This window comes from Streptococcus sp. 2022WUSS083, from assembly GCF_044427155.1.
In the GTDB taxonomy this organism is placed as follows: domain Bacteria; phylum Bacillota; class Bacilli; order Lactobacillales; family Streptococcaceae; genus Streptococcus; species Streptococcus hashimotonensis.
In genome coordinates, this window is record NZ_JAOTGK010000001.1 from 254,460 (window position 1) to 276,680 (window position 22,221).

At 41.8% G+C, this 22,221-nt stretch carries 18 protein-coding genes; 16 read left to right on the forward strand and 2 right to left on the reverse strand.

Going from position 1 to position 22,221, the window contains the following annotated elements; genetic code table 11:
• Together ODU41_RS01105 and scrK are read left to right on the forward strand one after the other, a co-directional pair.
• Entirely contained in the window at window positions 1–1,890 is a 1,890-nt protein-coding gene (locus ODU41_RS01105; RefSeq protein WP_044677596.1) for a sucrose-specific PTS transporter subunit IIBC, read from the forward strand.
• Window positions 1,891–2,017: 127 nt separating this feature from the next.
• Window positions 2,018–2,899 carry a fructokinase ScrK gene (gene scrK / locus ODU41_RS01110; RefSeq protein WP_024410996.1) on the forward strand — a complete coding sequence of 294 codons (882 nt, stop codon included), beginning with the start codon at window positions 2,018–2,020 and terminating at the stop codon, window positions 2,897–2,899.
• A 41-nt stretch (window positions 2,900–2,940) separates the two neighbouring features.
• Here scrK and ODU41_RS01115 read toward each other — a convergent pair whose 3' ends face one another.
• Window positions 2,941–6,171, reverse strand: coding sequence for a ZmpA/ZmpB/ZmpC family metallo-endopeptidase (locus tag ODU41_RS01115; RefSeq protein ID WP_172052543.1), 3,231 nt, complete (start codon window positions 6,169–6,171; stop codon window positions 2,941–2,943).
• A 353-nt stretch (window positions 6,172–6,524) separates the two neighbouring features.
• Between ODU41_RS01115 and secA the strand changes: the two genes are divergently transcribed.
• The 3 genes from secA to alr all read left to right on the forward strand — a co-directional run bounded on the left by secA (window position 6,525) and on the right by alr (window position 10,620).
• A complete protein-coding gene (secA, locus tag ODU41_RS01120) occupies window positions 6,525–9,050 on the forward strand; it encodes a preprotein translocase subunit SecA (RefSeq protein ID WP_002938259.1) in 2,526 nt (841 codons plus the stop codon).
• A gap of 114 nt (window positions 9,051–9,164) precedes the next feature.
• A complete protein-coding gene (acpS, locus tag ODU41_RS01125) occupies window positions 9,165–9,524 on the forward strand; it encodes a holo-ACP synthase (protein WP_012027718.1) in 360 nt (119 codons plus the stop codon).
• Window positions 9,517–10,620, forward strand: a complete 1,104-nt coding sequence (alr, locus tag ODU41_RS01130) for an alanine racemase (protein WP_398578554.1) — start codon at window positions 9,517–9,519, stop codon at window positions 10,618–10,620. The genes acpS and alr overlap by 8 nt, the downstream gene beginning before the upstream one ends.
• A 687-nt stretch (window positions 10,621–11,307) precedes the next feature.
• On the opposite strand, the gene ODU41_RS01135 is transcribed toward alr, so the two are convergent.
• On the reverse strand, window positions 11,308–12,663 hold the full coding sequence (locus tag ODU41_RS01135) for an aspartate kinase (RefSeq protein WP_398578555.1): 1,356 nt from the start codon (window positions 12,661–12,663) through the stop codon (window positions 11,308–11,310).
• 176 nt (window positions 12,664–12,839) lie between these two features.
• Here ODU41_RS01135 and ODU41_RS01140 point away from each other — a divergent pair, with 176 nt between their 5' ends.
• From ODU41_RS01140 to fabZ, 11 genes are all read left to right on the forward strand, one after another.
• Window positions 12,840–13,481: an HAD family hydrolase gene (locus ODU41_RS01140; protein WP_398578556.1), complete on the forward strand. Its 642-nt coding sequence runs from the start codon at window positions 12,840–12,842 to the stop codon at window positions 13,479–13,481.
• A gap of 437 nt (window positions 13,482–13,918) precedes the next feature.
• Complete coding sequence (locus tag ODU41_RS01145) at window positions 13,919–14,710, forward strand: enoyl-CoA hydratase (protein ID WP_009910717.1); 792 nt, start codon at window positions 13,919–13,921, stop codon at window positions 14,708–14,710.
• An 80-nt stretch (window positions 14,711–14,790) separates the two neighbouring features.
• On the forward strand, window positions 14,791–15,225 hold the full coding sequence (locus ODU41_RS01150; RefSeq protein ID WP_012775319.1) for a MarR family winged helix-turn-helix transcriptional regulator: 435 nt from the start codon (window positions 14,791–14,793) through the stop codon (window positions 15,223–15,225).
• Entirely contained in the window at window positions 15,222–16,199 is a 978-nt protein-coding gene (locus ODU41_RS01155; RefSeq protein ID WP_044681129.1) for a beta-ketoacyl-ACP synthase III, read from the forward strand. The genes ODU41_RS01150 and ODU41_RS01155 overlap by 4 nt, the downstream gene beginning before the upstream one ends.
• A gap of 59 nt (window positions 16,200–16,258) precedes the next feature.
• Window positions 16,259–16,483: an acyl carrier protein gene (locus ODU41_RS01160; protein ID WP_002938891.1), complete on the forward strand. Its 225-nt coding sequence runs from the start codon at window positions 16,259–16,261 to the stop codon at window positions 16,481–16,483.
• 488 nt (window positions 16,484–16,971) lie between these two features.
• Window positions 16,972–17,937, forward strand: a complete 966-nt coding sequence (gene fabK, locus ODU41_RS01165) for an enoyl-[acyl-carrier-protein] reductase FabK (RefSeq protein ID WP_002938889.1) — start codon at window positions 16,972–16,974, stop codon at window positions 17,935–17,937.
• Between the two features lies 1 nt (window position 17,938).
• On the forward strand, window positions 17,939–18,859 hold the full coding sequence (gene fabD / locus ODU41_RS01170; protein WP_044758906.1) for an ACP S-malonyltransferase: 921 nt from the start codon (window positions 17,939–17,941) through the stop codon (window positions 18,857–18,859).
• A 9-nt stretch (window positions 18,860–18,868) separates the two neighbouring features.
• Entirely contained in the window at window positions 18,869–19,603 is a 735-nt protein-coding gene (gene fabG, locus ODU41_RS01175; protein ID WP_141599428.1) for a 3-oxoacyl-[acyl-carrier-protein] reductase, read from the forward strand.
• Between the two features lie 293 nt (window positions 19,604–19,896).
• Window positions 19,897–21,132, forward strand: a complete 1,236-nt coding sequence (gene fabF / locus ODU41_RS01180) for a beta-ketoacyl-ACP synthase II (RefSeq protein WP_002938882.1) — start codon at window positions 19,897–19,899, stop codon at window positions 21,130–21,132.
• Window positions 21,133–21,609, forward strand: a complete 477-nt coding sequence (gene accB, locus ODU41_RS01185) for an acetyl-CoA carboxylase biotin carboxyl carrier protein (RefSeq protein ID WP_105136347.1) — start codon at window positions 21,133–21,135, stop codon at window positions 21,607–21,609.
• The gene (gene fabZ, locus ODU41_RS01190) at window positions 21,606–22,028 is read left to right on the forward strand and encodes a 3-hydroxyacyl-ACP dehydratase FabZ (protein ID WP_024378919.1); all 423 of its coding nucleotides are present in this window, start codon (window positions 21,606–21,608) and stop codon (window positions 22,026–22,028) included. The genes accB and fabZ overlap by 4 nt, the downstream gene beginning before the upstream one ends.
• Window positions 22,029–22,221: the final 193 nt, after the last annotated feature.

The window sequence follows — 22,221 nt, forward strand, 5'->3', positions numbered from 1 at the left end:
ATGAATAATACAGAAATTGCAAAAAAAGTCATTGACGCCCTTGGTGGACGTGAGAACGTACGCAGTGTTGCCCACTGTGCGACTCGCCTTCGTGTTATGGTTGTTGATGAAGGAAAAATCGACAAGGATACAGTAGAAGACATCGAAAAAGTACAAGGTGCTTTCTTCAACTCTGGTCAATATCAAATCATCTTTGGTACTGGTACAGTAAACAAAATCTACGATGAAGTGGTTGCCCTTGGTTTGCCAACAGCGACTACTGGTGAGCAAAAAGCTGAAGCTGCTAAACAAGGTAATGCTTTCCAACGTGCGATCCGTACTTTCGGTGACGTATTCGTTCCAATCATTCCTGCTATCGTAGCAACTGGTCTTTTCATGGGTCTTCGTGGTCTTCTTGGAGCTCTTGGTTATACTCTTCCAGAAGATTTGAACGTTTACTCACAAATCTTGACAGATACAGCCTTCATCGTATTGCCAGCCTTGGTAGTATGGTCAACATTCCGTGTATTCGGTGGTAACCAAACAATCGGTATCGTTCTTGGTATGATGCTCATTGCGGGTCAGTTGCCAAACGCTTGGGTTGTAGCATCAGGTGGCGATGTGAAACCAACTATCTTCTTCGGTTTCATCCCAGTTGTAGGTTTGCAAGGTTCAGTATTGCCAGCCTTCATCATCGGTTTGATCGGTGCTAAATTTGAAAAAGCTGTCCGCAAGGTTGTTCCAGAAGTTCTTGACCTCTTGGTAACACCATTCGTGACCTTGTTTGTAATGTCTATTCTTGGCTTGTTTGTCATCGGTCCAGTCTTCCACGTGGTTGAAAACTACATCTTGGCTGGTACACAAGCTATCTTGAACTTGCCAATGGGTCTTGGTGGTCTCCTTATCGGTGGTGTTCACCAAGTTATCGTTGTATCAGGTGTTCACCATATCTTTAACTTCTTGGAAGCTCAATTGGTAGCAAACACTGGTGCTAACCCATTCAACGCTATCATCACTGCAGCTATGACAGCACAAGGTGCTGCTACAGTAGCGGTTGGTGTGAAAACTAAAAATCCTAAATTGAAAGCTCTTGCTTTCCCAGCAGCTCTTTCTGCCTTCCTCGGTATTACTGAGCCAGCTATCTTCGGTGTTAACTTGCGTTTCCGCAAACCATTCCTTCTTTCATTGATTGCGGGTGCCATCGGTGGTGCTGTAGCATCTCTTCTTGGTCTTGCCGGTACAGGTATGGGTGTTACTATCATCCCAGGTTTGACACTTTACGCAGGTAATGGTCAAATTCTTCCATACATCCTTATGGTTGCTGTATCATTTGCTCTTGGTTTTGCTCTTACTTACCTCTTCGGTTATGAAGATGAGGAGAAAGAAGTAAAAAAGCCTAGTGCTTCAGCACAAGAAACAGCTGAAACGCTTGAGGAAGCAGAAACAGGACTTGTAGCTGAAGAAACTCTTGTATCTCCACTTTCAGGTGACGTTGTTGCCCTTGAAAATGTTAATGACCCGGTCTTCTCATCAGGAGCTATGGGTAAAGGTTTGGCTGTTAAACCGTCTGAGGGTGTTGTTTACGCTCCAGCAGATGCAGAAGTAACAATTGCTTTTGAAACAGGCCATGCTTACGGATTGAAAACAGCGTCTGGTGCTGAACTTTTAATTCACATCGGTATTGATACTGTATCAATGAACGGTAACGGATTTGAAAAATTGGTGGCAGCAGGTGATAAAGTAAAAGCTGGTACTCCGATTGCTAAATTTGATGCAGCTAAGATTGCTGAAGCAGGTCTTGATGATACAACTATGATCATTGTAACCAACACTGCTGACTTTGCAGAAGTATCTCCACTTGCAGAGGGAACAATCGCTCACGGTGTAGAATTCTTGAAAGTAGCTAAGTAATCTTATATAAAATCGATTTGTAGAGCATGACTCTACTACATAATTAACAGGAAAAAGGCTTTCAGCCTTTTTCTTCTGTTTGCTTATATGTTATAATAAAAGTGATAAAAATTTTGGAGACAATCAAATGACAAAATTATATGGTAGCTTAGAAGCTGGTGGTACAAAGTTTGTTTGTGCAGTAGGCGATGAGAACTTTCAAGTTGTTGAAAAAACGCAATTTCCAACGACAACTCCTTATGAAACGATTGAGAGAACGGTTGAATTCTTCAAACGCTATGAAGATCGTTTGGCAGGTATTGCGATAGGTTCTTTCGGTCCAATTGATATTGATCAAAACTCACAGACTTATGGTTATATCACTTCGACACCAAAACCACACTGGTCAAATATTGATTTACTTGGTCTGATTGCTAAGGAATTTAACATTCCATTCTACTTCACGACAGATGTGAATTCATCAGCTTTTGGTGAAACATTGGTTCGTAAAGGGGTAAAGAGCTTAGTTTACTATACAATCGGTACAGGTATTGGTGCAGGTGCTATTCAGAATGGTGAGTTTATTGGTGGCTTGGGTCATACCGAAGCGGGTCATACTTACGTTTCCCTACATCCTTACGATGTAAAACATGAATTTAAAGGAATGTGTCCATTCCACAATGGGTGTTTGGAAGGCTTAGCTGCAGGTCCTTCTCTTGAAGGCCGTACAGGTATTCGTGGTGAATTAATTGAGTTAAATTCAGACGTTTGGGATGTGCAGGCTTACTACATTGCTCAAGCAGCAGTACAGGCAACCTTGCTTTATCGTCCGCAAGTCATTGTATTTGGTGGAGGAGTTATGGCTCAAGAGCACATGCTTAATCGTGTACGTGAGAAGTTTGTCGGTTTGATGAACGATTATCTCCCAACACCAGATGTCAAAGAATATATCGTAACGCCAGCTGTTGCTGAAAATGGTTCTGCAACTCTTGGGAACTTTGCTTTGGCAAAACAGGTATCAGAAAAGTAACATAAAAAGTTAGGGACTAGAAATAATCCCTAACTTTTTTCTTATTCTGTAAAAATACTAGTTCTATAATCATCGGTAAGTTTTAGATAGGCATCGTGTAACAATCCTTTTAATTCAGAAACTTTCGTATTTTCTGTTGTAAAATTACCTGCAGCAACATCGGCTAGGACAGCTTGATCCATCAATTCTTGCAATTGCTCATAGTTGGCTACCGTGAGCTCCTGCCCATCATAGTTGATGGTAACAGGTTTTAGGAAAGCAAGTTTTTGGACGCGTTCTTGGTACATCGCTTTCTTGAAAGTCTTATAATCGCCATTGTATTCAGGGAGAATATTGGCAAAGATGAGTGAATCAGGAACGACATCGTTATCTGCTTGTTTGTATTGGTTAGACATGTAAGGTACCATGCCGTTTTCATATCCTTTTTCAGCTAGAAGTTCAAATGCTGTACGTCGAAAAGAAAGATCACCAGGAACACGCTCGGTTGTTGCGGTAGCCCAGATAGGAGCAAAGAGACTTAGTTTATGATAGCCGTTGTTCATCACCTCTTCAGGATTATCAGGGTCTCGCTCAATGCGATTGGCAGATTCACGACGGACGGTCACATCATTATCAACAAGGTCATCAACAGTTTTTAGCTCGATGCTATTCCATTCTTCATCTGTGAAATCGCGTTTAAGGTTTACTCCGTAAGGTCCATACTCTTCCGCACCTGGGATGAGTTTTTCTTTCGTTTCTAACTTGTGAAACCATTGGCGTTGAATGTCTTTATCCTGTTTTAAAATAGCTGTACCTTCAGCGTATTCTAATGTGTAGATGAGATCGAATAAGCCCTGCATATATTGTTGTAAATCTGCTGAATTTTGGAAGCGTTCAGGACTAACATTGTGGTAGCGAGTGCCAGTATGACCTGAATAATCAGATAGAGAATTAAAGCCGATGATTGGATAGTCGACGCGGTCTGGTGCTTGTAACATTCCTTCAGGAAATGCTTCAAGTTGCATACCAGCTCTTCGGTTATGACCGAGTAAGAATTTATCATAATCAAATGCGTGAACCATTTCGTGCGTGAGTGTTACGGCGCCATCTGTTCCGAGTAATGGGGTGATGACAAAGTTGACTTCCTGTCTCCAAGCATAAGCACCGGCCCAAGTGAGTTCAGGAAGGAAGTAGGTTCCAGAAGGACCGAAAACTTCTTGAATGGCAGCTGTTGTCTCAGCGGTAGCGTCGTTTTGCATTTTCTCAACAAATTCAGGAGTGAGCTTGCCTGTATCGGAATACCAAACACCTTTCCAAGCGTAAGAAGAGGCGTCGTAGGCGTAGTTGCCGTGTCCTCCCCATACTGGCTGGAAGTAGAGTAAGGTATGCTTATGATAATCAGGCAGGATACGGTACCACATGTCGTAATGAGCACGATACAACTCGGCATCTGCCAGGATTTGTTCTTTTATTTTGGAGAGTTCGGCCTGATAGACTTCGGGATTGCTTAGTTTTAGAGATTGATCAATGTAACGATCGTAGGAACTAAAGATGAGATTTGATAGGTTTGAAATGATGTAAACATTGTCCTCGCTCGTTGTTAATAGCGGGAGCAATATATTTGGATAGGTATCGCGGATACGAGGCGTAATCACTTCTTCAGGGATTTGAGGATCTTTTAATCGCTCATAGACATTTAGTCTGCTGTTGTCTTCATCGCTAAGAACGGTAGATTTAGTCTCTACGATAAAGGCATCTGTCGTTTGTTTGAACCAATCGTTGTCAGACATTTCAGGTAAAAAGATTTCTCGATAGGCTTCGAGGAAATCAGTCAGTGATGCCTTGTCTGTGCTAGATGCAAAGTTCTCTGCATAGGAAAAATAACTTCTTTGTGGGCTATAACTCTGGTAGTCATTTTGTCCAAAAGTTATGAGAGCATCTAGTGAATCCGCTTCTCCTCCGAAGAAATCAGTATGGAACATTGTTAATTCCTTGCTATTAATTTCTCCGTAATCAATATCGTACCATCTATCGAGGTAGGCTAAACTGAGTAAGATAATTTCTTTATTCTCTTCGATAGTACGAATGGTTTGTGTGACTGATTCTGGATCATCTAGTTTAACAGACTCGTCATTTATTAACGCTTTTTTTAGATAGTCGCGAATATTTGTCTTAACTTTGTTAAAGGGTTCTTCTAGATATAGACGGTCCATTTGCTGCTCTTGATTTTCTGTAATGGAGAGAGCAGTATACATATTTTCAGAACGAAATTCAACCGCTTGTAGGCTTGGAACTACCTTGTCTAGAATGTCAGAGTAGTCTTGTAATGTTTGGAAAGGTGAATAAGTAACTCCCCAATCCGCTACTTGGTAGTAAGCACGTTTATCTTTGCTTTCTGTATATTGGAGCGGGAAAAATAAGGTGCTGCCATCTTCAAAGTGAGCTAGGAGTGTATTGATGTTTTCTTCTCGTCCCTGGATATCAGAAATAATGGTATTGTCGGTCATGGGGACAAGGCTGATCATTTTACTACTAGCCAATTTGTGGTCTGCGCCAATATTGTTGACAGCCTTTTTAAGTTGCTGGTTGTCGCTTGTTGGATCTAATTTTTTTAGATTGAAGAGCAAGGTTTCATTATTTATAGCACTATCGGTACTATCTTGCTGCTGAGATGATGCAGTTGTGGAAGAGCTCTCTTTATTCTCGGTAGATTGCGGACCTATGTCCTTGTCAGTGACATAGCCTACATACTGATACTGCTTTATGTTACTTGGAGCAGGAAGTTGGTCTCCGACTTTTAGCTGATGAACCTGATTGTAGCCTGCAAGTAAATTGCTTTCTAGAGCCTGGATGCTCTGGATAGGTAGAATAGAACCAGTGGCGGTCAGAAGAAGGATGGACGAAATAATCCTTTTCTTTTTGCCTTTTCCAGCCAAACTTACTCCTAGAACTAGAAGAAGTCCCCCTCCAATCGTTAATAGATTGATCCCAGTCTCCCCTGTAGCTGGAAGAATCCCAAATATTTTTTTAGGTTCGGTCTTGTAGATGAGATAGATTGTTTGATTCTCCGTAGCTATTTCTTTGGAAGGTGAGACAGTTTTCAGCTTAGATAAGACAGAATCCTTCTCTGAACTTGTTAGTTCATCTTGTGCAATATATTGATATTGAACAGATACCGTCGATGCATCGTTTGCGTAAACTATAGGAGGCTGGCTTCCCCATAGGCTACTCACTATGGCTACTGTAGTACTAGACATGGCTAGTTGTTTAAGAGCGATTTTCTTGGTATACATTTTCCTCTCCTTTTTACATATTTACTTGTACAATCAGATTATACTACTTGTACGAAGAAAAAAATGCCAAATCGTTCACATTTTTGGGGCAATAGTGCATATTTTTTTAAAATTTTAAATGGTATATTTTTACTAGAGATAGAGGATGGTATCCTGGTATTTATTTTAGTAATTGGTGTCTTAATCATGTTCTTTTTAGCAATGTAATATTACTGTGTAGAAATTTTTCCAGATTTGTTTGTTTTATGGTATTTTTATCTAAGAATACTGTGTATCCTAGGGGCAAACCTTGAAAATTGACTGGTTTTCTGCTACAATATATTATTGACTAAAACTGAAATAGGATGAATGATATGGTAACAAATGTACTTCGTTCTCTCATTGAAAATGATAAGGGAGAGCTAAGAAAACTTGAGAAAATGGCAGACAAGGTCTTCTCGTATGCCGATGAAATGGAAGCGCTGACTGATGAACAGTTGCAAGCTAAGACAGCAGAATTTAAGGAGCGATACAATAACGGTGAATCCCTCGACGATCTTTTGTACGAAGCTTATGCGGTAGTCCGTGAAGGAGCTCGTCGCGTATTGGGCCTCTATCCCTACAAGGTTCAGGTTATGGGAGGAATCGTTCTTCACAACGGTGACGTTCCAGAAATGCGTACAGGTGAAGGTAAAACTCTGACTGCAACGATGCCTGTTTATTTGAATGCCTTGTCTGGTCAAGGTGTTCACGTAGTGACGGTTAACGAGTATCTTTCTACTCGTGATGCGACTGAAATGGGTGAATTGTATTCATGGCTTGGTCTATCAGTTGGTATCAACTTAGCTGCTAAATCACCCTTGGAAAAACGTGAGGCCTATAACTGCGATATTACTTATTCGACCAACTCAGAGATTGGTTTTGACTACCTCCGAGACAATATGGTTGTTCGCGCAGAAGACATGGTTCAACGTCCTCTCAATTATGCCTTGGTCGATGAAGTTGACTCAATCTTGATTGACGAAGCTCGTACGCCGTTGATTGTATCTGGTGCACAAGGTTCTGAAACAAACCAGTTGTATTTCTTGGCAGATAATCTTGTTAAATCTTTGACAACAGAAGATTACATCATCGACATTCCATCTAAAACGATTGGTCTGTCTGATTCAGGTATTGACAAAGCAGAGAAATTCTTCAAGTTAGATAACCTTTACGATATTGAAAATGTAGCCATTACCCATTTCTTGGATAATGCACTTCGTGCCAACTACATCATGACCTATGATATTGACTATCTGGTCAATGAAGACCAAGAGGTTATGATTATCGATCCATTTACAGGTCGTACGATGGAAGGTCGTCGTTATTCTGATGGACTTCACCAAGCCATCGAAGCTAAGGAAGGTGTACCGGTTCAAAACGAGTCTAAGACAAGTGCCTCTATTACCTACCAAAACCTTTTCCGTATGTATAAAAAATTATCAGGGATGACGGGTACTGGTAAAACAGAAGAGGAAGAATTCCGTGAAATCTACAACATCCGTGTCGTACCAATCCCAACCAACCGCCCAATCGCGCGTGTTGACCACGAAGATTTACTCTATCCAAGTCTAGAATACAAATTTAATGCCGTTATTGCTGATGTGAAGAGACGCTATGAGAAAGGGCAACCTGTCTTGGTCGGTACAGTTGCGGTTGAAACTTCTGATTTGATTTCTCAAAAATTGGTAGCTGCAGGTGTCCCTCACGAAGTATTGAATGCTAAAAACCACTATCGTGAAGCGCAGATTATTATGAATGCTGGTCAGCGTGGTGCGGTCACTATTGCGACCAACATGGCGGGACGCGGTACCGATATTAAGTTAGGTCCAGGTGTACGTGAACTTGGTGGGCTATGTGTTATTGGTACTGAGCGCCATGAAAGTCGTCGTATTGATAACCAGCTTCGTGGACGTTCAGGGCGTCAAGGTGACCCAGGTGAATCACAATTCTATCTATCTCTCGAAGATGACTTGATGAAACGCTTTGGTTCAGAACGCATCAAAGTATTTATGGAGCGTATGAATCTAACAGAAGAAGAGTCCGTTATCAAGTCTAAAATGTTGACACGTCAAGTTGAATCTGCTCAGAAGCGTGTGGAAGGGAACAACTACGACTCACGTAAACAAGTCCTTCAATATGACGATGTGATGCGTGAGCAACGTGAAATCATCTATCGCCAACGCCAGGATGTTATTACTGCTGACCGTGATTTGGCTCCTGAAATCAAAGCGATGATGAAACGGACGATTGAACGCCAAGTTGCGGGTCACTTCCTTGGTTCGAAAGATGAAGCTATTGATGGAATTATCAAATTTGCGCATGCAAATCTCGTTGAAGATGATACCTTGAGTAAAGCTACTTTTGAAGCAATGAATCAGAAAGAGATTGTCGAAGAGCTCTATGAACGTGCTTTGAGAGTCTATGATTCGCAAGTGAAAAAATTACGCGATGAAGAACGTGTACGCGAATTCCAGAAAGTTCTTATCCTTCGTGTTGTGGATAACAAATGGACAGACCATATTGATGCCTTGGATCAATTGCGTAATGCAGTCAGTCTTCGTGGATACGCTCAAAACAATCCAATCGTTGAATATCAATCAGAAGCATTTACTATGTTCAACGATATGATTGGGGCTATCGAGTTTGAAGTAACCCGCTTGATGATGAAGGCACAAATTCATGACAATATTGAGCGTGAGCGTACAAGTCAAGAAGCACATACGACAGCTGTTAAGAATATTATGCCGAACCAATCGCATGCAATTCAGGAGAATGTATCTTTTGAAGGTGTTGATCGTAACGATCCATGCCCATGCCAGTCTGGTAAGAAATTTAAAAATTGTCACGGCCGTAAATAGGAATGACGCGTGGACTGGACGGCTGTCCAGTCCTTTTGCAATTTTTAGACAAGTCACTAGAGTCAGTTCGTTTATTTTAATAAATGAAATGACTATGCAAAAGGAGACCGATTAATGATAGTAGGACATGGCATTGACCTTCAGGAGATGGAGGCGATTGAAAGTGCCAGAATCAAACACCAAGGGTTTCCCAAAAAGATTCTCACAGAGAAAGAATTTGAACGGTATCAAAGTCTGTCCGGTCGCCGTCAGCTAGAATATTTAGCTGGACGTTGGTCAGCCAAAGAAGCGCTGACCAAGGCCTTGGGGACAGGTATTGGTAAGATAGGGTTTCATGATATTGAAATTCTGAATACCAGCAAAGGAGTTCCCTATGTGACGAAGAGTCCTTTTGATGGGAATATTTGGCTCAGCATTAGCCATTCAGGAAATTTTGTACAAGCTAGTGTGATTTTGGAGGAGAAAGATGATTGAAAGTGAACATCGACCCACGCAAATTCGGGTTAACTTAGATGCGATTGCGGAAAATTTCGAGCAAGTAATGACCAACTTGCCCCCTAAGACTGAAGCATTTGCTGTTGTTAAGGCGAATGCTTATGGTCATGGAGCTGTTGCGGTAGCGAAAAAGTTATCCAGTCAAGCAGCTGGTTTTTGTGTTTCGAATTTGGATGAAGCATTAGAGTTACGTAAAGCAGGTATCGAGCATCCTATCTTGATTTTAGGAGTGGTTCCTGTACGTTTTTTACCAGTAGCTCATCAACTCAATATCAGTGTGACAGTTGCTAGTCTGGACTGGTTGCAAGATGCAAAAGACTTAGAGGCTGATTTATCTGGTCTAACTGTCCATCTTAAGCTGGATACAGGTATGGGGCGGATTGGTTTTAGAAAAATAGCCGATTTGCTACAAGCGATTGCTATCCTTGAAGAATTAGAGTATGACATCGAAGGAGTCTATACTCATTTTGCTACTGCGGATGAGGTTGATCAGGCGCACTTCGAGAGTCAACTGTCTGTTTTTAAAGAATTTTTGGATGTTCTACCAATTACTCCGCGCTGGATTCATGCCAGCAATTCAGCAACAAGCATTTGGCATGCTGATACAGTATTTAACCTGGTTCGTTTGGGAAACATTCTTTATGGACTTAATCCAAGTGGACGAGTGCTAGAACTCCCGTTTGATGTTCAACCAGCCTTATCTCTCGTATCTGAAATTGTTCATGTAAAGCAGGTTGAAGCTGGCACAACAATTGGCTACGGAGCTACTTATCACAGCACCGACTCAGAATGGATTGCGACCGTTCCGATAGGATATGCAGATGGTCTCGTACGAAGCTTACAAGGCTTATCAGTCTTAGTTGATGGGCAGGCCTGTGAAATTGTAGGGCGTATTTCGATGGATCAGATCACCATTCGTTTACCTCATGCTTATCCGCTTGGTCAAAAAGTCACCCTAATCGGTCAAGATGGAGATAAAACTATCTCTGTTCAGGTGTGGGCTGATCGCATCGGAACCATAAATTACGAGGTGGTTTGTCTTTTGACAGACCGCCTACCTCGAATTTTTGAATAACAGCGATAGTAAAAGTGACGATAATCCGCCTCTTTCACTAGAATAGAAGGCTAAAATATTAGAGAAGTGTTGCCTAGATATTGTCTATAATACAAATATCGTCATTTAGTTGACTTTTATTACTTCGACGTAAGGGGAAACTCCGTTTCCTTATTTCCAACTTCAAACACTCCACTGGACTATTCGTACCTGAGCCTGAAAACAAAAAAGCGAAGTACATCAGCTGGTCACCTAGAAATAAGAAAGCCTTGAGTTATGCCTGTGGCTTTTGGTGTGAACATCGTTCAGTTTGTCCCCAGTCTCCAACTATCTCCCAGATAGTTGGAGCGAGTACTAAAAGTAAACTAAAAGACTATAATGAGTCTGGTCAAAAAGTCTAATACTCTTCGAAAATCAAAATTATCCGTTGTCAACTTGCCTTGATGAACTTCAGTTCTATCTTCGACTTCGTTTCCTAGGCTACTTTTGATTTTCATTGAGTATAAAAAATAAAAAAATAGCTTAGAATTGCATCGTCAGAAACGTTCATTCTAAGCTATTTTTGTTTATTCAAATTTTAATTGCTACTCAATGAAAATTAAAATCAGACTAGCTCCATTGGAGCTTGACACTCATCAAATCAAGTCAACAATGTCTGGTTTTGATTTTCAAAGAGTATGAAGAGGGAACTGACCGACCTCGTTGTGGTTATTGCTCGTTAAAAAAAGCTTCATAGAGTGCGTGCAGGGCGCGTTTCTTTTCTTCGGTTTTGACAACGAACATAACAGAAACTTCACTGGCTCCCTGTGAAATCATTGCCAAGTTGACATTTTGTTTAGAGAGGGCAGTGGTAGCGGTAGCTGTTACACCGACATGGCTCTTCATATTTTCACCAACAATCATGATAATAGATAAACCATGTTCGATTTCGGCCTTGTCAACTTCCATTTTCGTATTGAGTTGACGAAGGATCTCTTCTTCCTTGATAGGAGTCAATTCACGCTCACGGACTACGATGGATAAATCGTCAATACCGGTCGGCATGTGCTCCCAGCGGATATTGAGATTTTCGAGAATTTGCAACACCTTGCGACCAAAACCAACTTCACGGTTCATCAAGTATTTGGACAAGTTAATGCTGACAAAACCATCGTCTGCAGCAATACCGACAACAGGAACTGTTTGCTCTGTATGTTTGTGTACAATTCGGGTACCAGGGTGAGTTGGGTTATTGGTGTTTTTGATAACCAATGGAATCCGTCCGCGATAGGCAGGAAGGAGGGCTTCATCGTGGAGGACGGAGAAACCTGCATAAGCTAATTCTCGCATTTCACGATAGGTCAATTCTTTGATTGAATGTGGATTTTTAATGATGCCAGGATGGGCTGCAAAAATACCATCGACATCTGTAAAGTTTTCATAGAGGTCAGCCTTGACCCCGGCAGCAATGATGGAACCTGTAATATCCGATCCACCTCGTGAGAAGGTACAAATCTGGTTATCAACAGTTACACCGAAGAATCCTGGGATAATAAGTACTTCATCTGTATCACGAAGCTCTTCGATTTTGTCATAACTTGAAGGCAAAATGCGAGCATTTCCTGGTTCGGAGCTGACAATAATACCAGCTTTTTTAGGATGGACATAGCGTGCGGGCAATCCTCTGTGGGTAAAATATTCGGCAATCAATTTGGCATTATTATCTTCACCAGCTGCTAAGAATGCGTCGTAAAGGAATTCGTTATCATCAATTGGTAGGCTGGCCAAAGAGATGATGCTGTCTGCGATTTTCTTCATGCTGTTAGCTGTGAAACCAAGTTCGTCAACCATTGCCTGATAACGGTTGATGATCCATTCTTGACTGGCAGTCACATCTTTTCCGTTAACATATTCTTTATAATATTTAATCAATGCATCAGTAACTTTAGTATCCTCGGCATTGCGTTTTCCAGGTGCAGACACCACAACAAAGCGACGTTCTGAATCAGATTGAACAATATTGAAAACTTTTTCTAACTGTCCAGCTGAAGCAAGTGAGCTTCCCCCAAATTTAATAACTTTCATTCTCATCTCCTTGGATATTTTTTTCTATTATAGCAGAATGATATGAAATTGTCAGTATGTTCAGACAAATCTTGCCAAGAATTTTATCGAAAAACGAACAAGAGACAAATATGAAAATTTCAGAAAAACATTTTTTTCTTTCAACTGTGTTACAATTAAAGTAATAGGAGGCGAGTATGGTAAAAGCAATTATTTTCGACATGGATGGTGTACTTTTTGACACAGAAACATTCTATTTTCAGCGTCGAGCTGATTTTTTAGCGACAAAAGGTTTATCGGTTGATCATTTGGATCCATCTATATTTGTCGGTGGAAGGGCTAGTCAAATTTGGCAACGGATTTTAGGGGATGATTATGATAACTGGGATGTCCCTGCCTTGGAAGAAGAATATCGTGTGTATAAAGAAAAGCGACCAACCCCTTATGCAGAGAGGATTTTTCCTGAAGTTAAAGCGGTATTGGAGAGACTGACTATCCAAGGTATTCCTGTAGTTTTGGCTTCAAATACCGACCGTTCAGAAATCGAACGTGCTTTACTAGATGCTGGTATACGCTCTCACTTTAGTCATGTTTTCTCAGCGATGGATTGTGAGGCCCCAAAACCAGATCCCACAGTTTATGTGAAAGCAGCTAGTGCAACAGGAGTAGCTAAATCGAACATTTTAGTATTTGAAGATAGTGCGAAGGGAATTGAAGCGGCTAAAAAAGCAGGTTTGACAGTTTGGGCTATTCGAGACCAGCATTATGGAATTGATCAGTCGAAAGCAGACAAATTGGTAGACAATCTTGAAGAGGCCTTTGACTTATTGCGATTTTAAGAAATGTTATATTTTAGTCCAAGTATTAGTTCTCGGTGAAAAATGGTATTTCTAGCTCAGAATCCAGTTAGATCTTCCAAAAGTATTAACGTGAAAAAATGAAAGTTATAAATTAAACTTAGAGCCTATATTTATAGTTCAGACTTGCATATTGAGGTTGTTTTTTCAAAATACAGTCAGTATTTCCCGCAAAAACTACCTTGATGAGTGAAAAAGCCAAGGCGCTTTTCGTGTGAATATAGGTTCTTAGACACGTTATTTTCTAGCATATCTAAATTTTATATTGCGATGATAGCCCCCATCTTTTTCGGACGTCACACTTTACTTGCTAGAAAAAAAGTGACAATTTTAAAAACTGTGTTACAATGGAAAACAAGAATTTGAAGTTTGATATTCAAATCTTTTAATTATCAAACTATTTCGAAAGGAGCAAGGGAATGGCCTACCAAACAATTCGTTATGAAGTAATTGATTCCGTAGCGATTCTAACTTTAAACAGACCGGAAGTGGCAAATGGTTTTAATATTCCTATGTGTGAAGAAATCTTAGAAGCAATCCGCCTTGCAGAAGGGGATGCCTCCGTCAAAATTTTACAAATTCAAGCACAGGGTTCCATTTTCTCCGTGGGTGGAGATTTAGTTGAGATGAAGCGTGCAGTTGATGATGATGATATTGCTTCTTTGGTAAAAATAGCAGAGCTGGTGAATGATATTTCGTTTGCGATGAAGAAATTGTCTAAAGTAGTCATTATGGTGACAGATGGGGCAGTGGCTGGAGCCGCGGCTAATATGGCAGTGGCAGCTGATTTTGTTATTGCCTCCAGCAAGACAAAATTCATCCAAGCCTTTGTAGGTGTTGGACTTGCGCCGGATGCGGGGGGGCTCTTTCTACTGAGTCGTGCTATTGGGGCTAATCGTGCTAGTCACTTGGCGATGACTGGAGAGGGCTTATCAGCGGATAAGGCTTTAGAATATGGGATTGTTTATAAATTGGCAGAGCCAGAAAAACTAGAAAAGACAGTTGCCCAGGTCATAAAAAAACTCTTGCGAGGCTCAGTAAATTCTTATGCAGCAATTAAACAACTGACATGGGAAAGTCAATTTAAAGACTGGGAGTCTTATCGCCGATTAGAGCTGGATTTACAAGAAACATTGGCCTATAAAGAGGATTTTAAAGAGGGGGTTCGAGCGCATGCAGAACGACGTAGACCAGTGTTTACGGGAGATTAATTTTTAAATTAGTAAAAAAATGTTTGACAATCAAAGTTTTATGGTTTATACTTTGACTATCAAAGTAAAGGAGGCCTGTTTTGGAAGATCCAAAAGTAAATGAATATCTAACGGCCATTTTTAACAATGTGTTGGTGATTGAAGAAACAAGTCTGCGTGGTAGCCGATTCAATGATATTTCAATTAAGGAAATGCACACGATTGATGTGATAGGAAGTATTGATGGAGCTACTCCGAGTGATGTTGCTCGGACTTTGATGGTAACCTTAGGTACTGTTACAACTAGCTTGAACAATTTGGAAAGAAAAGGATATGTTGAGCGTATTCGTTCGACCAAAGATCGGCGAGTTGTTCATCTCTACCTGACCAAAAAAGGTCGACTGGTCTATCGTTTGCATCAACGATTTCACAATGAAATGGTGAAGCAGATTACAGATGGTATGGATGATGCAGAGTATCAGGTAATGAAGAAAGGACTCATGAAACTCTATCACTTCTTGGAGGATTTGAAATGAGAAACCATGCTAAAATCAGTCAGGTGGCCCACTATCTTCCGAAGAAGATTGTGACCAATGATGATTTGGCTCAACGAATGGAGACCAGTGATGAGTGGATTCGTAGCCGTACAGGTATCGGTCAACGGCACATTGTTACTGGAGAGACGACGAGTGATTTGGCTAGTCAAGTGGCTAGAAAATTACTGGAAAAGTCTCAGCTAGATGCTAGTGAAATTGATTTTATCATCGTAGCAACGATTACTCCAGATGCTTCAATGCCATCTACGGCAGCTATGGTTCAAGCAGCAATTGGCGCGAAAAAGGCTTTCGCCTATGATCTCGTTGCAGCTTGTTCAGGATTTGTTTTTGCGCTATCAACAGCGGAAAAATTGCTTGCTTCAGGAGTCTATAAGAGAGGACTTGTCATTGGTGCAGAGACCCTATCTAGGTCTGTCGACTGGTCGGATCGATCAACGGCTGTTTTATTTGGAGATGGTGCTGGAGGAGTTTTGCTAGAAGCGTGCGAACAACCGAGCTTTTTAGCAGAAATCTTGCGAACGGATGGCGGTCGAGGTGCTAGTCTGACAGCAGGGATAGACCAGAAAGAGACGCCATTCTCGACACAAAGTCGTCAACAACCCTTTATCCAAATGGAGGGCAGAGCTATATTTGAATTTGCGACGAGGGATGTTACGGCAACCATGGCAGAGCTGCTAGAACAAGCTGATATGACTGTGGATTGCGTTGATTATTTCTTGCTCCATCAAGCCAATATACGTATCCTAGATAAGATGGCTCGTAAATTGGGAGTTGCGCGTGAAAAATTTCCAGCAAATATGGATAAATATGGCAATACCAGCGCAGCAAGCCTTCCTATTCTCTTATCAGAATGTGTAGAGAGCGGAATGTTGCGATTGGATGGAAGCCAGACTGTTCTCATGGCTGGTTTCGGTGGAGGCCTTACATGGGGAACTCTACTCTTACAACTTTAGTTAATTCCTTGCCCTAGGCAAGATTAAAATATTTTATTTTCCAAAAGGAGACACATATCATGGCAGTATTTGAAAAAGTACAGGAAATCATCGTTGAAGAATTGGGTAAGGATGCTGAAGAAGTAACCCTTACAACAACCTTTGAAGATTTGGACGCAGATTCATTGGATCTTTTCCAAGTTATCTCTGAAATCGAAGATGCCTTCGATATTCAAATCGATACTGAAGAAGGCTTGACAACTGTAGGCGATTTGGTTGCTTATGTTGAAGAAAAAACAAAATAATTATAGTCATTCAGTTTATCTTTTATTACGTCAACGAATGAGGAAACTTCGTTTCCTTATTTCCAACTTCAAATAAACTTTTGTTTATTTGAACTCGCAATGCCGTACTCTACGAATGTTACTTGCTATCGTAAGTACGATTTCCAACCTTCAATAGTCCGCTGGACTATTGAAGCTATCTACAACAATTGACACAAACTTCGTTTGTTTTATTTCCGACCTTTACCAGTCTATTCCTAGACTGGTAAAGCTAGTACTAAAAGTAAACTGAAAGACTATAGTATTCCTCTCCTTATTTCAAAGATAATATAAGGAAGAGGATAGCTAAGAAAAGTGCTGGTGAGCATTTTTCTTAAACTAAATACTTTGATAATCAAAACATTGAAACGTCAAACTATTTTTTGAGTGAGGGGGCAGCCCTTCACTTGTTTACCTAATGATTTGATATTCAAATGATTAGGTAAGCAAGAAAAAAAGATGAGGGAATTATGAAGACGAAAATAACAGAATTGCTCGATATTAAGTATCCAATTTTTCAAGGTGGTATGGCTTGGGTAGCTGATGGAGATTTGGCTGGTGCCGTATCTAATGCAGGTGGTCTAGGAATCATCGGTGGAGGAAATGCTCCCAAAGAGGTGGTCAAGGCAAATATTGACAAGGTTAAATCTATCACGGACAAGCCTTTCGGTGTCAATATCATGCTTTTGTCTCCTTTTGCGGATGACATTGTTGACTTGGTCATCGAAGAAGGTGTGAAAGTTGTCACTACAGGAGCAGGAAATCCAGGGAAGTATATGGAACGTCTCCATGCTGCAGGGATTACAGTTATTCCTGTTGTACCGAGTGTAGCCCTTGCGAAACGCATGGAAAAATTAGGGGTAGATGCTGTTATTGCTGAAGGTATGGAAGCCGGAGGCCATATTGGTAAATTGACCACCATGACCTTGGTTCGTCAGGTTGTTGAAGCCGTATCTATTCCTGTTATTGCTGCTGGAGGTATTGCAGATGGTGCAGGTGCAGCGGCAGCATTCATGTTGGGTGCAGAAGCGGTGCAAGTTGGAACTCGTTTTGTAGTAGCTACAGAGTCCAATGCCCATCAGGCTTATAAGGAAAAAGTTTTAAAAGCTAAGGATATTGATACAACTGTATCTGCTTCTATTGTTGGACATCCTGTGAGAGCTATCAAGAATAAGTTGTCATCTGCTTATGCAGCTGCAGAGAAAGATTTCTTGGCAGGTAAAATTTCGGCAGATGCTATTGAAGAACTTGGTGCGGGAGCACTCCGCAATGCAGTTGTTGATGGTGATGTAACAAATGGCTCCGTGATGGCTGGTCAAATTGCTGGTCTGGTTTCTAAAGAAGAATCTTGTGAAGATATTTTGAAAGACATCTATTATGGAGCAGCCAAAGTGATTAGAGAAGAGGCAAGCCGTTGGGCTTCGGTTGGAGAATAGGATGACAAAGACAGCTTTTCTTTTTGCAGGTCAAGGGTCTCAGACAGTGGGGATGGCTCGCGACCTTTACGAATATTCCCCGATAGTTAGAGAAACGTTTGACCAGGCTAGTCAGATTCTGGGGTATGACATTCGCAATCTGATTGACAATCAAGAGGATAAATTACATCAGACTCGCTATACCCAGCCTGCTATTTTGACAACTTCCCTAGCTATCTATCGTTTGTTGGTAGAAAAGGGAATACAACCTGATATGGTAGCTGGTCTATCCTTGGGAGAATATTCAGCTCTGGTGGCATCGGGAGCATTGGCCTTTGAAGATGGGATTGCCCTAATTGCTAAGCGTGGTGAATATATGGAAACAGCTGCGCCAGCAGGAACTGGTAAGATGGTTGCTGTTCTCAACACAGATGTCAACTTGATAGAAGAAGTCTGTTCGTCAGTTACCTCTGGGATTGTTTCCCCAGCCAACTACAACACACCAGCCCAAATCGTCATCGGAGGCGAGGTGGCTTCAGTGGATGAGGCGGTTGAATTGCTGAAGGAAGCAGGTGTCAAACGGATGATTCCGCTCAATGTATCTGGCCCCTTTCACACGGCTCTCCTGCGACCAGCTTCGGAGCAATTGGCTCAGGCCTTGGAGCAGGTGGAATTTGCGGACTTCCAAGTAGAGTTGGTCGGTAATACAGAAGCCAAGGTCATGAAAAAAGAGGATATCAAGTCCCTCTTGACCCGTCAAGTGATGGAACCAGTTCGTTTCTATGAGTCAATCGCAACCATGCAGGAAGCTGGTGTGACTAACTTTATTGAAATCGGTCCAGGTAAAGTTTTATCAGGATTTGTCAAGAAAATCGATAAGACGGCGCATGTTGTAGCAATTGAAGATATAGAGGGGCTACAAATAGTATTGAATAAATCATGAGGAGGAATCATGGAATTAACAAATAAAAATGTTTTTGTAACAGGTTCAAGTCGAGGAATCGGATTGGCCATTGCCCATAAGTTTGCCAGTCTTGGTGCCAATGTGGTACTGAACGGTCGTAGTCAATTAGGGCAAGAGATTCTGGATAGCTTTGCAGATTACGGTGTGAAAGTCCTAGCTATTTCAGGAGATATTTCGAGCGCGGAAGATGCCAAACGAATGGTGGCAGAAGCCATCGAAACCCTCGGGAGCGTCGATATTTTGGTCAACAATGCAGGGATTACCAAAGACGGTATGGCTCTTCGTATGACAGAAGAGGATTTTGATACGGTTCTGAAGGTAAATCTTACTGGAACTTTTAATATGACGCGGGCTGTTTTGAAACCAATGACAAAGGCTCGTGAGGGTGCTATTATCAACCTATCAAGCGTATCTGGCTTGATTGGAAATGCTGGACAGGCCAATTATTCTGCTTCTAAGGCAGGTGTGATTGGATTTACTAAAGCCATTGCCCGTGAGGTTGCTGGGCGAAATGTTCGTGTCAATGCGATTGCGCCGGGCTTTATCCAGTCTGATATGACAGATGTTTTATCTGACAAGATTAAAGAAGCTATGACTGCACAAATTCCTATGAAACGCTTTGGTGCGACAGAAGAAGTAGCTGATGTTGCTGTATTCCTTGCCAAGCAAGAGTATCTAACAGGACAGGTGATTGCGATTGACGGCGGCTTGACCATGCAGTAATCCAGTCTTCCAGTTTATCTTTTATTACTTCGACGAGCGAGGAAACTACGTTTCCAGATTTCCAGCTTCAAACAATCTATTGGATTGTTTGAACTCGCTTTGCCGTACTAACGGAGCGTTACTTACTATCGTAAGTACGATTTCCAATCTTCAATAGTCCACTGGACTATTGAAGCTGTCTGCAGCTTGTTGAAATGAACTTTGTTCGTAGTACTAAAAGCAAACTGAAAGACTGCAATAACGCACTGTAAATTCAATGTTGTTTTGTGTGTTATTTTAAGAAAGGACTGAAAATGACAAAATTAAATCGTGTAGTAGTAACAGGCTACGGTCTGACATCTCCTATCGGAAATACGCCAGAGGAGTTTTGGGATAGTTTGAAAGCAGGGAAAATTGGGATCGGAAAGATTACCAAGTTTGATACCAGTGAATATTCGGTCCATAATGCTGCGGAATTAAAAGATTTTCCTTTTGACAAATATTTTGTTAAAAAGGATACAAATCGCTACGATAATTACTCGCTCTATGCACTCTATGCAGCTAAAGAAGCGATTGCTAATGCACAGCTGGATACAGAGACAGTGGATAGTGACCGTTTTGGCGTTATCTTATCAACAGGTATCGGTGGTATTTTGGAAATTGAAGAGCAAGTGGCTCGGATGAACGAAAAAGGTCCAAAACGCATTCGTCCCATGGCTCTTCCAAAGGCCTTGCCAAATATGGCGGCTGGAAATATTGCTATGCAGGTCGGTGCAAATGGTGTCTGCAAGTGTATCATCACAGCCTGCGCTTCATCAAATGATGCCTTAGGAGAAGCCTTTCGTGAAATCAAGTTTGGTTTCCAAGATGTCATGTTGGCAGGTGGAGCAGAAGCAGCCATTACTCCATTTGCAATCGGTGGTTTCCAAGCTTTGACAGCTATGTCGACTACTGAGGATCCAGAACGTGCGTCTATTCCATTTGACAAGGACCGCAATGGTTTTGTCATGGGGGAGGGTTCCGCGGTTTTAGTATTGGAAAGTTTGGAACACGCAGAAGCGCGTGGGGCGACGATTTTGGCTGAAATTGTTGGTTATGGAAATACTTGCGATGCTTACCACATGACTTCTCCACATCCAGAAGGTCTGGGTGCTATTAAGGCCATGAAGTTGGCCATTTCAGAAGCAGGTTTAGAGCCAGCTGATATTGACTATATCAATGCCCATGGTACTTCGACACCGGCTAATGAAAAAGGGGAAAGCCAAGCTATCGTATCCGTCTTCGGCAAGAACACACCAGTTTCTTCCACCAAGTCCTTCACAGGGCACTTGTTGGGGGCAGCGGGTGCAGTTGAGGCGGCAGCTGTCATTGAGGCTATGCGTCACTCTTACGCACCAAAGACAGCTGGTACAACAGAATTATCTGAAGATATTGAGGCGGATGTCATCTACGGTCAAGGTCGTGACATGGAAATCCGCCATGCCATTTCAAATACATTTGGCTTTGGAGGTCACAACTCGGTGATTGCCTTCAAGCGTTGGGAGGCTTAAGTGAATATTACAGAAATAAAGGACTTGATGAGTCAGTTTGACCAGTCAAGTTTGCGAGAATTTTCATATAGCAATGCTGGGGAAACCTTGCATTTCAGTAAAAATCAGCAGGCGACAGCGGCTCCGAGTCCAACAGTAGAAGCTCTGCTTGCTCCAGTAGCTCCTGCAAGCCCAGCCCTTGTGCCAGCAGTTGAAATGAGTGAGCCAGCTCCAGCAGAAGCAGGTGTCAGCCCCGTGGCAGAAGGTGCGGTAGTGGAAAGCCCCTTGGTCGGCGTGGCTTATTTGTCCCCAGCCCCTGACAAGCCAGCCTTTGTAGCAGTTGGCGATACGGTCAAAAAAGGGCAGACTCTCATGATTATCGAAGCCATGAAGGTCATGAACGAAGTGCCTGCTGACCGTGACGGTGTGGTCACAGAGATTTTGGTGGCTAACCAGGACGTTGTAGAATTTGGACAAGGATTGGTACGCATCAAATGATTGATATTTTGAAAATTAAAGAGGCTCTTCCTCATCGCTATCCTATGCTCTTGGTTGATCGTGTCCTTGAAGTATCGGAAGATGAGATTGTCGCCCTCAAAAATGTGACCATTAACGAGCCCTTCTTCAACGGGCATTTTCCAGACTATCCTGTTATGCCAGGTGTTCTTATCATGGAGGCTTTGGCACAAACCGCAGGTGTCTTGGAATTGTCCAAGGAAGAAAACAAGGGCAAGCTGGTTTTTTATGCCGGCATGGATAAGGTTAAATTTAAGAAGCAAGTTGTACCTGGTGACCAGTTGATTATGACCGCTAAATTTGTCAAACGCCGTGGAACCATTGCGGTCGTTGAGGCAAAGGCAGAAGTGGACGGAAAACTGGCTGCGTCGGGGGTGTTGACTTTTGCTATTGGAAAATAAATCAGTTCTCCATTTTATCTTTTATTGCGTCGACGAACGAGGAAACTTCGTTTCCTTATTTCCAACTTCAAATAATTTCATCATTATTTGAACTCGTTTTGCCGTACCCAAGTACTGTCTACAACAATTGATACGAATTTTATTCGTCTCATTTTCAATCTCCAAAGGTTTCCCAAACCTTTGGAGCAAGCAC

Bases quoted from the DNA above. Each gene is read 5' to 3' on its own strand.
- ODU41_RS01105 (WP_044677596.1), top strand. From the start codon at position 1: ATGAATAATACAGAAATTGCAAAAAAAGTCATTGACGCCCTTGGTGGA.
- scrK (WP_024410996.1), top strand. From the start codon at position 2,018: ATGACAAAATTATATGGTAGCTTAGAAGCTGGTGGTACAAAGTTTGTT.
- ODU41_RS01115 (WP_172052543.1), bottom strand. From the start codon at position 6,171: ATGTATACCAAGAAAATCGCTCTTAAACAACTAGCCATGTCTAGTACT.
- secA (WP_002938259.1), top strand. From the start codon at position 6,525: ATGGTAACAAATGTACTTCGTTCTCTCATTGAAAATGATAAGGGAGAG.
- acpS (WP_012027718.1), top strand. From the start codon at position 9,165: ATGATAGTAGGACATGGCATTGACCTTCAGGAGATGGAGGCGATTGAA.
- alr (WP_398578554.1), top strand. From the start codon at position 9,517: ATGATTGAAAGTGAACATCGACCCACGCAAATTCGGGTTAACTTAGAT.
- ODU41_RS01135 (WP_398578555.1), bottom strand. From the start codon at position 12,663: ATGAAAGTTATTAAATTTGGGGGAAGCTCACTTGCTTCAGCTGGACAG.
- ODU41_RS01140 (WP_398578556.1), top strand. From the start codon at position 12,840: ATGGTAAAAGCAATTATTTTCGACATGGATGGTGTACTTTTTGACACA.
- ODU41_RS01145 (WP_009910717.1), top strand. From the start codon at position 13,919: ATGGCCTACCAAACAATTCGTTATGAAGTAATTGATTCCGTAGCGATT.
- ODU41_RS01155 (WP_044681129.1), top strand. From the start codon at position 15,222: ATGAGAAACCATGCTAAAATCAGTCAGGTGGCCCACTATCTTCCGAAG.
- ODU41_RS01160 (WP_002938891.1), top strand. From the start codon at position 16,259: ATGGCAGTATTTGAAAAAGTACAGGAAATCATCGTTGAAGAATTGGGT.
- fabK (WP_002938889.1), top strand. From the start codon at position 16,972: ATGAAGACGAAAATAACAGAATTGCTCGATATTAAGTATCCAATTTTT.
- fabD (WP_044758906.1), top strand. From the start codon at position 17,939: ATGACAAAGACAGCTTTTCTTTTTGCAGGTCAAGGGTCTCAGACAGTG.
- fabG (WP_141599428.1), top strand. From the start codon at position 18,869: ATGGAATTAACAAATAAAAATGTTTTTGTAACAGGTTCAAGTCGAGGA.
- fabF (WP_002938882.1), top strand. From the start codon at position 19,897: ATGACAAAATTAAATCGTGTAGTAGTAACAGGCTACGGTCTGACATCT.
- fabZ (WP_024378919.1), top strand. From the start codon at position 21,606: ATGATTGATATTTTGAAAATTAAAGAGGCTCTTCCTCATCGCTATCCT.